Source organism: Actinomadura chokoriensis (genome assembly GCF_041463665.1).
In the GTDB taxonomy this organism is placed as follows: domain Bacteria; phylum Actinomycetota; class Actinomycetes; order Streptosporangiales; family Streptosporangiaceae; genus Spirillospora; species Spirillospora chokoriensis_A.
This window is the reverse complement of record NZ_JAXCEJ010000036.1, coordinates 50,243-64,201: the sequence shown is the minus strand read 5'-3', so window position 1 is coordinate 64,201 and position 13,959 is coordinate 50,243. Positions and strand designations below refer to the sequence as shown.

Below are 13,959 nucleotides of genomic sequence, written 5' to 3'. Positions count from 1 at the left end.
AAAACCCCAGCCCAAACACTCAACGAGTACCTCGTTGCAACAGCCGCTTGACATCGCCCGCGCTCATACCAACAACACGCCGCAAGTCGACGCACCGGTGAACCTTGGTGGACACCGCACTAGAGGGAGCGGCGGAGGACCTTTCCGGTGGCGTTGCGGGGCAGGGCGTCCAGGAAGTGGACGTCGCGGGGGACGGCGTAGCGGGCCAGGTGGTCGCGGACGTGGGCGCGGACGGCGTCGGCGTCGAGCGTCTCGCCCTCACGCAGGACGATGTACGCGGCGGCGCGCTGCCCGAAGTCCTCGTCCGGGACGCCGACGACGGCGACCTCGCTGACCTGCGGGAGCTTCTGCAGGACCTCCTCGATCGCGCCCGGGAAGACGTTCTCCCCGCCCGAGACGATCATGTCGTCGTCGCGTCCGTGCACGTAGAGCCGGCCGTCCTCGTCGAGGTGGCCGACGTCGCCGAGGCTCATCAGGCCGTCCCGCATCTCCTTGACGCCGCCGCCGGTGTAGCCGGCGAACAGCAGCTCGTTGGCGGCGAAGATCCGCCCGGTGGTGCCGGGCGGGACGGGGCGGCCCTCCTCGTCGAGGATCGCGACCTTCGTCCCCGGCGGGGGCGTGCCGGCGGTGTCGGGGCGGGCGCGCAGGTCGGCGGGCGTGGCGATGGTGACCCAGGACGCCTCCGTCGACCCGTACAGGTTGTAGAGGACGTCGCCGAACTCGTCCATGAACGCGGTGGCGAGCGTCCCGGGGAGGGCCGAGCCGCTGACGGCGGCGATCCGCATCGAGGACGTGTCGTACTTGCGCCGCGCGCTCTCCGGGACGTCCAGCACGCGCTGGAGCATGACCGGCACGGCGACGAGCGCGGTCGCGCCGGTGGCCTCGATCGTGCGGAGCGTCTGCTCGGGGTCGAAACGGGACCGCAGGACGATCGTGGCGCGCAGCGAGATCGCCGCCTGCAGCATCGCGTAGCCCCAGGTGTGGAACAGCGGGGCCTCGATGAACATCCGTTCGTGCACCCGGTAGGGGATGCGGGACAGGATCGAGGTGAGCGGCGACAGTCCCGGGCGCGAGTGCCGGTCCGCGCCCTTGGGGCTGCCGGTGGTGCCCGAGCTGAGGACGATCGTCCGCCCCGCCTTCGCCGGCGGCTCGGCCTGCCCGGCGGGCGCGGCGGCGATGGCGTTCTCCAGTTCCGAGTCCGGCCCGCCCGCCGTGATGACGTGGACGGTCTTCGGCACTTCCGCGAGGAACGCGGCGAACTCCGCGTCGGCGATCACGACCTCGACCCGCTGCTGCCGCAGGACGGTGAGGAGCTGCTCGGTGCTCATGCCCGTGTTGAGCAGGACGAGATCGGAGCCCCGCTTGCTGCACGCGACGAGCGCCTCGACCATGCCGCGGTGGTTGCGGCACAGCACCGCGACGCGGGGCGAGTCAGTGAACCGGCCGAGCGCGGCGGCGAGGCGGTCGGTGCGCTCGTCGACCTCGCCGTAGGTCAGCTCCCCGGCGTCGTCGATGATCGCGGCGACGCCGGGGTCGCGGGCGGCGGCGGAGGCGACCGTCCCGCCGAGCAGCGTGCCCCAGCGGCGCAGGGCGTCGAGCTGGCGGACGACCTTCAGCGGCGGTCCGGGCCGCCACAGCCCGCTCCGGGCGAACATGCCGCCCGCCCGCGCGATCGACGCCGCGCGGCGCCCGAACTCCGATCGTCCGCTCATCTACCCGCCTCCGGTTGGTGGTTCCGGATACCGACCGTACAAAAAAGCGGCTTTCGTCCTCTTCTGCCTAAACCCAGCTCTTCGGCCCGCCCGTTATCAGGAACCTGACAACGAACCGCCCTTCACGGCCGGGACCGCGCCGTCGGCCTCGTCGGCCTCCGCAGGCTTCGCCAGGTCGAGGCTGTCGCGCAGCCTGACCGGCTTGAGGAGCGACGCCGCGATGATCCCGACGATCGCGATACCCGCGGAGACGAGGAAGATGTGCCCGGTCGCGTCGCCGTAGGCGGCCCGGACGACCTCCTGGACGGGCGCGGGCAGCGCCGTGACGTCCAGGTTGCCGGCGTCGCCGCCCCCGGCGGTCGGGTCCACGCCGAGCCGCCGCAGCCCGCTGGCGATCTTGTCGGCGACCTGGTTGGCGAGGATCGCGCCGAGGACCGAGACCCCGACCGTCCCGCCGAGGGAGCGGAAGAAGGTGACCGCCCCGCTCGCCGCGCCGATCTCGTGCAGGTGCACGGAGTTCTGCACGACCAGGACCAGGTTCTGCATCGTCATCCCGACGCCGACGCCGACCAGGAACATCCCGACGCCGAGGAAGAAGAGCGAGGTCGTGTGGTCGATCGTGGCCAGCATGCCGAACCCGGCGGTCAGCATGACCGTCCCGAACACGATGTACGGCTTGACCTTGCCGGTCTTGCTGGCGAGGCGTCCGGCGATGGTGGAGGCGCCGAACACGCCGAGCATCATCGGGAACGTGAGCAGGCCCGCCTTGGTGGGGCTGTAGCCGCGCCCGATCTGGAAGTACTGGCCGAGGAACACGGCGCCGCCGAACATCGCCATGCCGACCGCGAGGCTGGCGAGGATCGCGAGCGCGGTGTTGCGGCGCGCGACGATGTCGAGCGGGACGATCGGCTCCGCCGCCCGGGACTCGACCCACACGGCGAGCGCCAGCAGCACGAGCCCGCCGCCCGCCATCGCGGCGGTCTGCCACGACAGCCACGGGAAGTTCTCGCCGACGAACGTGATCCAGATGAGCAGGACGCTGACTCCGGCGGCGATCAGCGTCGCCCCCACGTAGTCGATCTTCACGTCCGGATGCCGGATGACCGGCAGCTTCAGGGTCTTCTGCAGCAGCCCGAACGCGACGACCGCGAACGGCACGCCGATGAAGAAGCACCAGCGCCAGCCGAGCCAGGAGTCGACGATCAGGCCGCCGAGCAGCGGCCCGCCGACCGTGGCGACGGCCATCACGCCGCCGAGGTAGCCGTAGTAGCGGCCGCGGTCCCGGGGGCTGATCATCGCGGCCATGATGATCTGGACGAGGATCTGCAGCGCTCCGACGCCGAGGCCCTGCACCGCGCGGAACGCGATCAGCTGCCCGGTGTTCTGCGCGAACCCGGACGCCGCCGACGCGACGATGAAGATGCCGACGCCCACCTGGAGCAGCATCTTCTTGTCGTAGAGGTCGGCCAGCTTGCCCCAGATGGGGGTGCTCGCCGTGGACACCAGCAGGGTCGCGGTGACGACCCACGTGTACTGCGACTGGCTGCCCTTGAGCGCGCCGATGATCTGCGGCAGCGCTGTCGACACGACAGTGCTGCTCAGCATCGCCACGAACAGCACCAGCAGCAGGCCGCTGAGTGCTTCGAGGACCTGCCGATGCGACATCGGCGAGGGTCTGGACGGGGCCGGAACGGTCAAGGGACGCCTCCGCGAGAGATGGGGAACGAGGCTTCAACCCCGCGACTCGGGAATCTTATTCCCGCTGGGCAAGTTTTCCCACCGAGCAGTATTTACGGGGGTAGGCTGAGCGGACCATGGAGACGACCGGCGAGCTGCGAGAACGTGGAACCGGGGTGGGCGCGTCCGAAGGCGGCCAGCCTGAACGCGAGGGCGAGACAGCCGAGCGCAAGGGCGAGACAGCCGAGCGCAAGGGCGAGGCGCCCGAGCGCAAGGGCGGGCTGCGCGAGCGCAAGAAGGAGGCGACGCGCCGCGCCCTGCACGAGGCCACGATGCGCCTCTCCGTCGAGCACGGCGTGGACGAGGTCACCGTCGAGGCCATCGCGGACGCCGCCGGCGTCTCCCGGCGCACCTTCTCCAACTACTTCGGCGGCAAGGAGGACGCGCTCCTCTACGGCGGCGAGCAGCGGATGGGCTCCCTGCTGGAGAAGTTCGAGGCCCGCCCGGCGGGCGAGACGTCCTGGACGGCGCTGCGCGCGTCGTTCGACGCCGTCCAGGAGCAGTTCGGCCCCCTCGACCCGCAGTGGGCCGTGCAGATCCGGCTCGCCCGCAAGCACGCGTCCGTGCTGGCCCGGCAGCTCGCCCACTACGCCGAGTTCGAGCGCACCCTCGCCGACCTGATCGCCGCCCGCGACGGCCTCCCGCCCCTGCGCGCCCGCGTCATGGCCGGCGCCTTCATGACCGCGCTCCGCATCGCGTCCGTGACCTGGATCGACGAGCAGAGCGGCCGCACGATGCCCGAGGTAGTCAACGAGACCCTCACCGAGATAGCCCGCGAATTCCGCTAGGGCCGGGGGATGTTGCGCAGGTTGCTGCGCGCCAGGTCGATCATCTTGCCGACGCCGCCGGTGAGGACGGTCTTGCCGGCGGACAGCGCGAACCCCTTCACCTGCTGCGGCGTGACGTACGGCGGAATGGACAGCGCGTTCGGGTCGGTGACGACGTCGAGGAGGTACGGGCCGGGCGCGGCGAGGGCGCGCTCCATCACCGTGCGGACGTCGGACGGACGCTCCACGCGCGCCGACTCGATCCCGATCGCCGCGGCGATCGCCGCGTAGTCGACCGGCTCGTGGTCGGTCTCGAAGGCGGGGAAGCCGTCCACCATCATCTCGAGGCGCACCATGCCGAGCGACGCGTTGTCGAACACGATGATCTTCACGGGGAGGCGGTGGAGCTTCACGGTGAGCAGTTCGCCGAGCAGCATGCCGAGGCCGCCGTCACCGGACAGCGACACGACCTGGCGGCCGGGCGCGCCGTACTGGGCGCCGATGGCGTGGGGCAGCGCGTTCGCCATGGAGCCGTGCACGAACGACCCCATCACGCGGCGGCGTCCGTTCGGGGTGAGGTAGCGGGCGGCCCAGACGTTGCACATGCCGGTGTCCACGGTGAATATTGCGTCGTCGGCGGCGAGGTCGTCCAGGACACTCGCAACGTACTCGGGGTGGATCGGAATGTGCTTCTCGATGTCACGCGTGTAGGCGGACACGACGTTCTCCAGAGCGCGCGCGTGGCGATGCAGCATCTCGTTCAGATACGACTGGTCGTGCTTCTGCTCGACCTGGTCCATGACGAGCCTCAGTGTCTCGCCGATGTCACCGTGCACCGCCAGGTCGAGTGGTGTGCGGCGACCCAGTCTCGCTGGGTCCTCGTCCACCTGGATGGTGTTCTTCCCAGGCAGGAACTGGTCGTACGGGAAGTCGGTGCCCAGCAGGAGGACGAGGTCGGCGGCCTGCATCGCCTCGTAGCAGGCGCCATAGCCGAGCAGCCCGCTCATTCCCACGTCGAAGCGGTTGTCGTACTGGATCCATTCCTTGCCGCGCAGCGCGTGCCCGACCGGCGAGAGCAGCCTGTGCGCCAGCTCCATCACCTCGGCGTGCGCGTCCCTCACGCCGGAGCCGCAGAACAGCATCACCTTGCGCGCCCGGTTCAGCGCGCGGGCGAGCTGCGCCACCTGGTCGGACGGCGGCCGGACGATCCCCTTCCGGACGAGGAAGTCGTGCTCGCCGGTCGGCGCGGCGGCGTCCTTGCCGGCGGTATCGCCGGCCATCGTCAGCACCGCGACGCCGCCGTGCCCGATCGCGTGCTGGATCGCCGTCCGCAGGATGCGCGGCATCTGCTCCGGCGTGCTGATCATCTCGCAGTAGTGGCTGCACTCGACGAACAGCCGGTCCGGATGGGTCTCCTGGAAGTAGCCGCTGCCGATCTGGGCGCTCGGGATCTGCGACGCCAGCGCCAGCACCGGCGCGCCCGACCGGTGCGCGTCGTAGAGGCCCTGGATCAGGTGCGTGTTGCCGGGCCCGCAACTGCCCGCGCACACGGCGAGCCGCCCGGTCGTCTGCGCCTCCGCCGCCGCCGCGAACGCGCCCGCCTCCTCGTTGCGGACGTGCACCCAGTCGATGCCGTCCGTCCGGCGGACGGCGTCCACGACCGGGTTGAGGCTGTCGCCCACCACCCCGTAGACGCGCCGCACGCCGGCCTGCCGCAGCACCTCGATGAACTGGTCGGCGACGGTCGCCATCGTCCCTCCCCGGATCCGCCGGTCCCGCACCGGAGGGGATGCCCGGCGATCTTCCCCTGACACGCGCGGGCCGCGCCCGGTTTAATGGTCAAACCATGAATCAGATAGGGGGCCGGACGATGAGCGCGAGCGACGAGCGCGACGACCTCGACTTCTGGACGTTCGTCGACCTCGCGGGGCGGCGGCTGGCGGAGGAGTTCGGGTTCGGGGACCGGCTCGCGACCCGGCTGCTGCTCACCCTCAACCGGGCCTCGGCGATCGTCACCTACGACCTGGAGTCCACGGTGCACCGGCCGCGCGGGCACTCGTGGGCGGGGTTCCGGCTGCTGCTGGTGACCTGGCTCGCCGGGCCGCTGGAGCCGGGCCGCGCCGCCAGGCTGGCCGGGATGAGCCGGGCCGCGGTGTCCAACGTCGCGAAGACGCTGATCGCGGACGGGATGATGGTCCGCACGCCGGGCGAGCGGGACGGCCGGTCGGTGATCCTCTCGCTGACCGAGCCGGGCCGCGCGGCGATGCTGGAGATCTTCGCCGGGCAGCACGAGCGCGAGCGGCGGTGGGCGGGCACGCTGACCGAGACCGAGCAGCAGATGCTGATCATGCTGCTGGACAAGCTCATCGCCGGCCGGACGTCCTTCGACGCGCGCGAGCGCAGCTAGCCGGCGCCGACCCTGGCGCCACGCCATGCCGGTCCCGCTGTGAAACCGGCGCCGGAGCGTGCGTTTGGATGGTGCGCGCAGTTAGCCCTTCCCTGGAGCGGAGATGAGTCGTAGTGTCGGCAGAAAATAGTTAATGCGTTAATCATCGGAGGCGATGGACCATGACCCACTACCGCCGGGTCGGCCACGTGCCGCCGAAACGCCACACCCAGCATCGTCGGATCGACGACGGGAACGGCGAGGAGCGGCTCTACTTCGAGGAACTGATGGGCGAGGAGGGGTTCTCGTCCGACTCGTCCCTGCTGTACCACCGGGAAATCCCGTCCGCGATCGTGGACTCCCAGACCTGGGACGTCCCGGACGTGTCGACGACGCCCAACCACCCGCTCAAGCACCGCCACCTCAAGCTGCACGAACTGTTCCCCAAGGAGACGTGGGCCGGGACCGACGTCGTCACCGGACGACGGGTGATCCTCGCGAACAGCGACGTGCGCCTCTCCTACGTCGTGTCCGCCGCCGACTCGCCGCTGTACCGCAACGCGACCGGCGACGAGATCGTCTACGTCGAGTCCGGCGCCGCCACGGTCGAGACGATCTTTGGGACGCTCTCCGCCGGGCAGGGCGACTACGTCGTCATCCCGACGTCCACCACGCACCGCTGGCTGCCGACCGGCGACCAGCCCCTGCGCGCCTACGCGATCGAGGCGACCGGCCACATCGCGCCGCCCAAGCGCTACCTGTCCCGCTACGGCCAGTTCCTGGAGAACGCCCCGTACTGCGAACGCGACCTGCACGGCCCGTCCGAGCCCCTCCTCGCCGACGGCGGCGACGTCGACGTCGACGTCCTCGTCAAGCACCGCACCTCGCGCGGGATCGTCGGCACCCGCATGACCTACGCGCGGCACCCCTTCGACGTGGTCGGCTGGGACGGCTGCCTGTACCCGTTCACTTTCAGCGTCCACGACTACGAGCCGATCACCGGCCGCGTCCACCAGCCGCCGCCCGTCCACCAGGTGTTCGAGGGGCACAACTTCGTCGTCTGCAACTTCGTGCCGCGCAAGGTCGACTACCACCCGCTGTCGATCCCGGTGCCCTACTACCACTCGAACGTCGACTCCGACGAGATCATGTTCTACTGCGGCGGGGACTACGAGGCGCGCAAGGGGTCCGGCATCGGCCAGGGCTCCGTCTCCGTCCACCCCGGCGGGCTCGCGCACGGCCCGCAGCCCGGCGCCTACGAGCGCAGCATCGGCGTCGAGTTCTTCGACGAACTCGCCGTCATGGTCGACACCTTCCACCCGCTCGAACTGGGCGAGGGCGGCCTGGCCTGCGAAGACCCCGGCTACGCCTGGACGTGGGCGGGCCGGCGATGATCCCCGCCTTCGCCCTCGGCCTCTGCGACGACGCGGCCGTGTTCCCGCCGGGCCTCGCACCGCTCGCCGACGCCGTCCCGGCCCACCGCGCGCACCGCGCCGCCCGGTACGCGGGCCTGGTCGGCCCCCTCGTCCTGCCCGCGACCGCGCTGGACGACCTGGCCCCGCTGCTCGGCGGCGAGCCCCTCGACATATCGATCACCGCGCCCGACGGACCGCCTCAGGCGGCGAAGGCCCTGGTCGCAGCGGCCGAACTGCCGGTCACCGTCCGCGGCCTGGAGGTGGCGGTACCGCCGGGCATGCGACCGGACGAGTTCTTCCGCCTGCTCGGCCGCGTCGATGTCCCCGTCTACGTCGAGATTCCGCGCGACGAGCGCCGTCCCTCGATGATCGCCGCGGTCGCGGACCGCGGGCACCGCGCGAAGTTCCGCACCGGCGGCGTGAAGGCGCATTTCTACCCGACCCCGAACGAGCTGGCCACCGCGATCGAGTCGGTCGTGGAGGCGCACCTGCCGTTCAAGGCGACGGCCGGGCTGCACCACCCCGTCCGCAACACCGACCCGGCTACCGGGTTCCACCAGCACGGCTTCCTGAACCTGCTGCTGGCGACCGACGCCGCCCTGCGCGGCTGCCCGGTGCCGGAACTGTCCGCGATCCTCGCCGACCGCGACGCCCCGTCCGTCGCGTCCCGCGTCTCGTCGCTGGGCGAGGCCCGGACGATCGCCGCCCGCGAACGCTTCCTGTCCTTCGGGACGTGCAGCATCACCGACCCACTGAACGAACTCGCGGACCTCGGCCTGCTGTCGTCCGCCCTCCAGGAGACCCCCCGATGACCCGCATCGCGATCCCCGAAGACTCCCTTTTCGGGCTCGCCAACCTCCCGTACGGCGTCTTCTCTCTCCCCGGCGGGACACCCCGCGTCGGCGTCCGCGTAGCCGACTCCGTCGTGGACCTGGCTCTGGCGCTCGGCGACGACGTCTTCGCCGCACCATCCCTGAACCCATTCATGGCCCAGGGCCACGAGCGCTGGGTAGAGGTCCGCGAACAGATCCCCGACCTGGTCTCGGACGACATTCCCGACTCGGCCGTCCATCCCGTGGACGCGGTCACTCTGCACATGCCGTTCGAGGTCGCCGACTACGTCGACTTCTACGCCTCCGAACACCACGCGTCCAACCTGGGCCGCCTGTTCCGTCCCGGCTCCGAGCCGCTGATGCCGAACTGGAAGCACCTCCCGGTCGGCTACCACGGCCGCGCCGGCACGGTGATTCCGTCCGGGACGGACATCGTCCGTCCCACAGGGCAGCGCAAGGGCAAGGACGCGCCCACCTTCGGCGAGAGCCGCCGACTGGACATCGAGGCCGAAGTCGGCTTTGTAGTAGGCACTGGCTCACCCCTGGGCGACGCGGTTAGCACGGACGCCTTCTCCGAACACGTCTTCGGCGTCGTCCTGGTCAACGATTGGTCGGCCCGCGACATCCAGGCATGGGAGTACGTCCCCCTTGGGCCGTTCCTAGGAAAGAGCTTCGCGACGTCCGTCTCCCATTGGGTCGTCCCCCTCCTTGCCTTGGAAGCGGCCCGCGTAGCCACCCCGCCGCAAGACCCGGAGCCCCTCCCGTACCTTCAGGAGAAGAACCCATGGGGCCTGGACCTGACCCTCGAAGTCTCGTGGAACGGCCAGGTCGTCTCCCGTCCGCCCTACCGCGAGATGTACTGGTCGCCCGCCCAGATGCTCGCGCACATGACGGTGAACGGCGCCTCGTCCCGCACCGGGGACCTGTACGCGTCCGGCACGGTCTCAGGCCCCGCCAAGGACCAGCGGGGCGCCTTCATAGAACTGACCTGGGGCGGCAAGGAGCCCGTCGAAATCAACGGCGAACCCCGCACCTTCCTGGAGGACGGCGACGAGGTCTCGATAACCGCCACCGCCCCCGGCCCATCCGGCACCCGCATAGGCTTCGGCGAAGTCACGGGCCGCATCCTCCCCGCCCGCTGACCGGGCGAGGGCGCCGACCTCGGGACGTTTACCAGGTGGACGGGAACATGCGGTGCTTGAGCAGCAGATCGACCTGCTCGACCGCGCCCTCAAGCTCCCCGCACGGCAACAGGTAGCCCGCCCATCCCCGCTCGGTTTCGTAGTAGGCGACCCCGCCTCCGGGGGCGGCCCGCACACCGACCACGACTCCGACGTCCCGGACGGGGCCCCGCGCGTAGACCCACAACATCGGCACCCATCCCACCTGGTAAAGCCGGACATACCGATACCCGCGCGCCCTAACCGCATCGGCGAGCTGGTCGAGACACCGTACGGCCGTCCGGCGCCGCCGCAGCGTCCGTCCCCAGAGCACGGCCCTTCGCATCAGACGGCGACCGTGGCGTACACCCATTTGCCGCACGGCTCGGTCTTGCCGATCCGGCAGTCGGACGCCAGCGCGCGGACGAGCGGCAACCCCCACCCACCGGTCCCGTCGTCGTGCCCGTCGTCCAGCGCCCGAGCATCCGGCACGATGTCGTCCAGCGTGAGTTCCGTGACCGGCCGCACCACCGGCAGGGCATCGGACGAGTCCCACACCGCGAGCACGACAGCACCCGGCTCCCGCGTGAACCTGACCCGGATCTCCCGATCCAGGGGCGTGTGCTCCACAGCATTGGCAACAAGCTCACCGGCGATCAGCAGAATATCGTCCGCGATCTTCTCCAGCCCCCATTCCGCAAGCCGGAACTCGACAAGCGTCCGCACCAGCCCCGGCGCCGTCCCGGCCGCGAGACAAGAAATGTCCAACTCGCCCATACCCAAGGCTTTCATTCCCACTTCACCCACCTCCCTTTCTCTCGCGTTTTCGAGACAAGCGTGGGATCGGCGAGTTACTTTGGCCACACTTTCAATGGCACCGAAAACAACAGATCTTCGGGGGGAGTCATAATGGAGAGCCACGACTCGCTGGATCCGCGCTCGTGCCTATGGGACCTCGTAGCCGTTCAGCTGCGCAATCTCCGTCTGAACCACGGTTGGACGTGTCAGCAGGTGGGCGACGTGGCCAACGCATCCCGCTCACATGTTTCAAACTGGGAAGCGGGCCGCAGGCGTCCCAGCCAGGCCAATCTCGCACCTCTCGATGAGGCATGGGACACCGCCGACCTCCTGACATCGACCTCCTGACATCCCTCGCCGAACACGCCAAGGACGGCCACGACCGCCCCCGCGTGGGTTCCTTCCTCAAGTACGAGCAGGCGGCCACGTCGATCAAGAACTACAGCTCCGACGTGATACCCGGCCTCCTCCAGACCGAGGACTACGCACGCGCGCTTTTCAAGCGCGGAGGGGTGGTGGACGACATCGAAACGGCAGTCAACGAGCGCTTGCAACGGCAGCAACGCCTTCACGAGCCAACCCCGCCCCACCTGTGGATCGTCCTCGCACAGCCCGTTCTCTGGTGGCAGGTCGGCTGCCGAGATGCAATGCGCGACCAACTCGGTCATCTACTCAATCTGTCCGAATTTCCGCATGTAAGCCTGCGGGTCCTTCCCGTCTCAGCGGGCTGGCCAGGAGTGAGCGGGTCGCTGTTCATCATGACCGCACGCGATACAGAGGTCGTCTATATGGAGGCCGGGCGCATGGGTAGGATCATCGAGCGTGCGCCCGAAATACGTGAGTTCAGCGTAAACTATGACCGAATCGGGGCACTTGCCCTCCCAGAGGACCAGTCACGGACGCTGATCGACCACATGCGAGGACTGATCAAATGATCACTTGGCGGAAGTCCAGCCACAGCGACGAGACCGGAGGCGCTTGCGTAGAACTGGCCACATTCCACGGAGCAGTCGGTATCCGCGACAGCAAAGCCCCCGACACCCCGCACCTCGTCCTCACCCCCCAAGCCTTCGCCGCCCTCCTCACCCAGGCCAAGCGAGACGAACTGCCTCACTGAGGAGAAGCCGTGAACGCAACCATCTGACGGAAGTCCAGCCACAGCGACGAGACCGGAGGCGCTTGTGTGAAGCTGGCGTAACTCTCCTGGGCTATCGGTGTCCGCGACGGCAAGCGCCCGACGCCGCCGCCTCGTCCTTACCCCCAAGCCTTCGGCCAGGACGGTGCAGGTCCCGGGCCGCTGACTGCCGCGCCCGCCCTCCTCGCCGAGGCGTCCCTACGCCGGTGCCCATAGCACCGACGCGGGCATGATGCTTTGGACGACGCCTTGAACCACGGCGGCCGGTGCCGACCGGGACCTGCTCACGCAAGGTCGACGGCTACCTGAATCTTTCTCCCGGCCGATTGGTCCTGACCTCCGAGTCGGTGGTCGGCGATGGTCGCGCCGCAGGTGCGGCCTTGGCCGCATTCGACGTCGACCGTCGGGGACCGGCAATCGAGCGTCCCCGGCCAGATCGCCTCGGCGACGGCCACCTCATCGTGGCCGATGAGCGCGTCCACGCCGAGTTCGTGACGGTAATGCGCTCGCCCGGGCGAGGTGAGGGACGCCAGGGCCGAGTCCACGGGCCCCGATCGAGCGAGGGCGTTGAGGCAGTCGAGAGGGACCAAGATCCGGTGAGTCAGGTCGAGAGGAACGAGCGTCGTCGGCACGGCGGATCCGGCCAGCACCCGGCGGGCGGCCTCGGGGTCGCTCCATATGTTGAACTCGACGGCGGCCGTTATGTTACCGCCGCCGAAGGCGCCGCCCATGACGATGAGTCGGCCGATGCAGTCGGCCAGGATCTAGGAGTTCCCGCACGTTGGCGGATAGGTTGATCCACATGTCGCTCTACTCGTTCGAGGGGAAAACCCCGATCGTGCACCCGGACGCCTTCGTCGCCCCGACGGCCACGCTGGTCGGTGAGGTGATAGTGGAGGCCGGCGCGTCCGTCTGGTACAACGCCGTGCTGCGCGGTGACTTCGCGCCGGTGATCGTCAGGGCAGGTGCCAATGTCCAGGACGGTGCGGTGCTGCACGCGCCGCCGGACCTGCCTTGCGAGATCGGGGAAGGTGCCACGGTGGCCCATCTGTGCCTGGTGCACGGGGCCACCGTCGGCCGCGAGGCGATGATCGCCAACCATGCCACCGTCCTGGACGGCGCCCTGATCGGCGCCCGGTCGATGATCGCCGCCGGAGCGCTGGTGCTGGGTGGCACCCACATCCCCGACGAGGTCGTCGCCGTTGGCAGCCCCGCCAAGGTCAAGGGACCCATCGCAGGCACCGGCGCGGAGTTCTGGGTGGCCACCAACCCTCAGGCCTACCAGGAACTTGCCTCCCGCCACGGGGCAGGGGTGCGCCCCGTCATCTCATCTCCCTAAAGAGTCGGCGGTGACCCTCGCGCGCATGCCGGGTGCCACAACGAAGCAACCCTGCCCGGTTGGCTGTGATCTCAACTGAAGCGGTAGACAAGGGCGCCGAGCGCACACAACCCACGGTCGACATCGGCAAAAACGTCGATGTCGCACCAGAAAACCCGCTCGTCGTGGGCCCGCGAGGGTTGCGTGCTGATGAGCACCTTTCTCGCTTGTGACGGCGTCACTTCGGTCCGTGAAGTCTGTGAGGCCATCCCCGCGTAAAGCCTGGCCGCGCCACAGCCTTGACACGCGGCTGGAAGGTGGCGATCAGGTCGAGGTATCGACCGACTCGATGCAGATTACGGCGACGCTGGAGAAATCGTCCGTGAACGTCAGGCCGACCGACTGGCTGCGCCACACCGACGTGTTGTACACGTAGCCGGCCGGCAGCTCGAAGAAGATGTAGGCGGTCCGTGGGCCCCGAATATCCGGTTCCCACGGAGTGCCTTCGATTCGGACCCACGGCGCAGGGTGCTGAGCCTCGAGCTCTCGGGTGTGCGTCCCGAGGTTGCCCGTATGCCTCTCGATCCTGGTCACTTCCATGGGGATCGGGTCGCCGTCCACCAGAACCCGGAAATCGCTGGACGCCGGCCTTCTCGCGGCGAGTGACACCCGCCGTCCGTCGAGTTCGAACTCCATGC

The 13,959-nt window shown here is 69.4% G+C and carries 16 protein-coding genes; 9 read left to right on the top strand and 7 right to left on the bottom strand.

Annotated features, from left to right (window positions below):
• Positions 1–119 precede the first annotated feature (119 nt).
• Entirely contained in the window at positions 120–1,712 is a 1,593-nt protein-coding gene (locus SM418_RS35490; protein WP_371945973.1) for an AMP-binding protein, read from the bottom strand.
• A 96-nt stretch (positions 1,713–1,808) separates the two neighbouring features.
• Entirely contained in the window at positions 1,809–3,377 is a 1,569-nt protein-coding gene (locus SM418_RS35485) for an MDR family MFS transporter (protein ID WP_371945972.1), read from the bottom strand.
• Positions 3,378–3,526: 149 nt separating this feature from the next.
• Here SM418_RS35485 and SM418_RS35480 point away from each other — a divergent pair, with 149 nt between their 5' ends.
• Positions 3,527–4,237 (top strand): TetR/AcrR family transcriptional regulator, encoded by a 711-nt coding sequence (locus SM418_RS35480; RefSeq protein WP_371945971.1) that lies wholly within the window; start codon positions 3,527–3,529, stop codon positions 4,235–4,237.
• Here SM418_RS35480 and SM418_RS35475 read toward each other — a convergent pair.
• The gene (locus SM418_RS35475) at positions 4,234–5,967 is read right to left on the bottom strand and encodes a pyruvate dehydrogenase (RefSeq protein ID WP_371945970.1); all 1,734 of its coding nucleotides are present in this window, start codon (positions 5,965–5,967) and stop codon (positions 4,234–4,236) included. The genes SM418_RS35480 and SM418_RS35475 overlap by 4 nt on opposite strands.
• Positions 5,968–6,062: 95 nt before the next feature.
• Between SM418_RS35475 and SM418_RS35470 the strand changes: the two genes are divergently transcribed.
• From SM418_RS35470 to fahA, 4 genes are all read left to right on the top strand, one after another.
• Positions 6,063–6,623, top strand: a complete 561-nt coding sequence (locus SM418_RS35470) for a MarR family winged helix-turn-helix transcriptional regulator (protein ID WP_371945969.1) — start codon at positions 6,063–6,065, stop codon at positions 6,621–6,623.
• 161 nt (positions 6,624–6,784) lie between these two features.
• The gene (locus SM418_RS35465; RefSeq protein ID WP_371945968.1) at positions 6,785–7,996 is read left to right on the top strand and encodes a homogentisate 1,2-dioxygenase; all 1,212 of its coding nucleotides are present in this window, start codon (positions 6,785–6,787) and stop codon (positions 7,994–7,996) included.
• On the top strand, positions 7,993–8,829 hold the full coding sequence (locus SM418_RS35460; protein WP_371945967.1) for a hypothetical protein: 837 nt from the start codon (positions 7,993–7,995) through the stop codon (positions 8,827–8,829). The genes SM418_RS35465 and SM418_RS35460 overlap by 4 nt, the downstream gene beginning before the upstream one ends.
• Positions 8,826–9,992 carry a fumarylacetoacetase gene (fahA, locus tag SM418_RS35455; protein WP_371945966.1) on the top strand — a complete coding sequence of 389 codons (1,167 nt, stop codon included), beginning with the start codon at positions 8,826–8,828 and terminating at the stop codon, positions 9,990–9,992. Before SM418_RS35460 ends, fahA begins: the two co-directional genes overlap by 4 nt.
• Positions 9,993–10,020: 28 nt before the next feature.
• Here fahA and SM418_RS35450 read toward each other — a convergent pair whose 3' ends face one another.
• Together SM418_RS35450 and SM418_RS35445 are read right to left on the bottom strand one after the other, a co-directional pair.
• Positions 10,021–10,227, bottom strand: a complete 207-nt coding sequence (locus SM418_RS35450; RefSeq protein ID WP_371945965.1) for a hypothetical protein — start codon at positions 10,225–10,227, stop codon at positions 10,021–10,023.
• A 128-nt stretch (positions 10,228–10,355) separates the two neighbouring features.
• Entirely contained in the window at positions 10,356–10,787 is a 432-nt protein-coding gene (locus SM418_RS35445) for an ATP-binding protein (RefSeq protein WP_371945964.1), read from the bottom strand.
• Between the two features lie 132 nt (positions 10,788–10,919).
• Between SM418_RS35445 and SM418_RS35440 the strand changes: the two genes are divergently transcribed.
• The 3 genes from SM418_RS35440 to SM418_RS35430 are packed head-to-tail and all read left to right on the top strand — an operon-like array spanning position 10,920 to position 11,925.
• Positions 10,920–11,156, top strand: a complete 237-nt coding sequence (locus tag SM418_RS35440; protein ID WP_371945963.1) for a helix-turn-helix domain-containing protein — start codon at positions 10,920–10,922, stop codon at positions 11,154–11,156.
• The gene (locus SM418_RS35435) at positions 11,120–11,743 is read left to right on the top strand and encodes a DUF5753 domain-containing protein (protein WP_371945962.1); all 624 of its coding nucleotides are present in this window, start codon (positions 11,120–11,122) and stop codon (positions 11,741–11,743) included. Before SM418_RS35440 ends, SM418_RS35435 begins: the two co-directional genes overlap by 37 nt.
• Positions 11,740–11,925: a DUF397 domain-containing protein gene (locus tag SM418_RS35430; RefSeq protein ID WP_371945961.1), complete on the top strand. Its 186-nt coding sequence runs from the start codon at positions 11,740–11,742 to the stop codon at positions 11,923–11,925. Before SM418_RS35435 ends, SM418_RS35430 begins: the two co-directional genes overlap by 4 nt.
• 302 nt (positions 11,926–12,227) lie before the next feature.
• On the opposite strand, the gene SM418_RS35425 is transcribed toward SM418_RS35430, so the two are convergent.
• Positions 12,228–12,692, bottom strand: coding sequence for a nucleoside hydrolase (locus SM418_RS35425; protein WP_371945975.1), 465 nt, complete (start codon positions 12,690–12,692; stop codon positions 12,228–12,230).
• A 53-nt stretch (positions 12,693–12,745) separates the two neighbouring features.
• Between SM418_RS35425 and SM418_RS35420 the strand changes: the two genes are divergently transcribed.
• On the top strand, positions 12,746–13,282 hold the full coding sequence (locus SM418_RS35420) for a gamma carbonic anhydrase family protein (protein ID WP_371945960.1): 537 nt from the start codon (positions 12,746–12,748) through the stop codon (positions 13,280–13,282).
• Positions 13,283–13,585: 303 nt separating this feature from the next.
• On the opposite strand, the gene SM418_RS35415 is transcribed toward SM418_RS35420, so the two are convergent.
• Positions 13,586–13,957 (bottom strand): hypothetical protein, encoded by a 372-nt coding sequence (locus SM418_RS35415; RefSeq protein ID WP_371945959.1) that lies wholly within the window; start codon positions 13,955–13,957, stop codon positions 13,586–13,588.
• Between the last annotated feature and the right edge of the window lie 2 nt (positions 13,958–13,959).

Coding starts and splice junctions, on each gene's coding strand:
- SM418_RS35445 (WP_371945964.1), bottom strand. CDS start 10,787: ATGGGCGAGTTGGACATTTCTTGTCTCGCGGCCGGGACGGCGCCGGGG.
- SM418_RS35430 (WP_371945961.1), top strand. CDS start 11,740: ATGATCACTTGGCGGAAGTCCAGCCACAGCGACGAGACCGGAGGCGCT.
- SM418_RS35465 (WP_371945968.1), top strand. CDS start 6,785: ATGACCCACTACCGCCGGGTCGGCCACGTGCCGCCGAAACGCCACACC.
- SM418_RS35440 (WP_371945963.1), top strand. CDS start 10,920: ATGGAGAGCCACGACTCGCTGGATCCGCGCTCGTGCCTATGGGACCTC.
- SM418_RS35435 (WP_371945962.1), top strand. CDS start 11,120: ATGGGACACCGCCGACCTCCTGACATCGACCTCCTGACATCCCTCGCC.
- SM418_RS35485 (WP_371945972.1), bottom strand. CDS start 3,377: ATGTCGCATCGGCAGGTCCTCGAAGCACTCAGCGGCCTGCTGCTGGTG.
- SM418_RS35475 (WP_371945970.1), bottom strand. CDS start 5,967: ATGGCGACCGTCGCCGACCAGTTCATCGAGGTGCTGCGGCAGGCCGGC.
- SM418_RS35420 (WP_371945960.1), top strand. CDS start 12,746: ATGTCGCTCTACTCGTTCGAGGGGAAAACCCCGATCGTGCACCCGGAC.
- SM418_RS35460 (WP_371945967.1), top strand. CDS start 7,993: ATGATCCCCGCCTTCGCCCTCGGCCTCTGCGACGACGCGGCCGTGTTC.
- SM418_RS35470 (WP_371945969.1), top strand. CDS start 6,063: ATGAATCAGATAGGGGGCCGGACGATGAGCGCGAGCGACGAGCGCGAC.
- SM418_RS35490 (WP_371945973.1), bottom strand. CDS start 1,712: ATGAGCGGACGATCGGAGTTCGGGCGCCGCGCGGCGTCGATCGCGCGG.
- SM418_RS35480 (WP_371945971.1), top strand. CDS start 3,527: ATGGAGACGACCGGCGAGCTGCGAGAACGTGGAACCGGGGTGGGCGCG.
- SM418_RS35415 (WP_371945959.1), bottom strand. CDS start 13,957: ATGGAGTTCGAACTCGACGGACGGCGGGTGTCACTCGCCGCGAGAAGG.
- fahA (WP_371945966.1), top strand. CDS start 8,826: ATGACCCGCATCGCGATCCCCGAAGACTCCCTTTTCGGGCTCGCCAAC.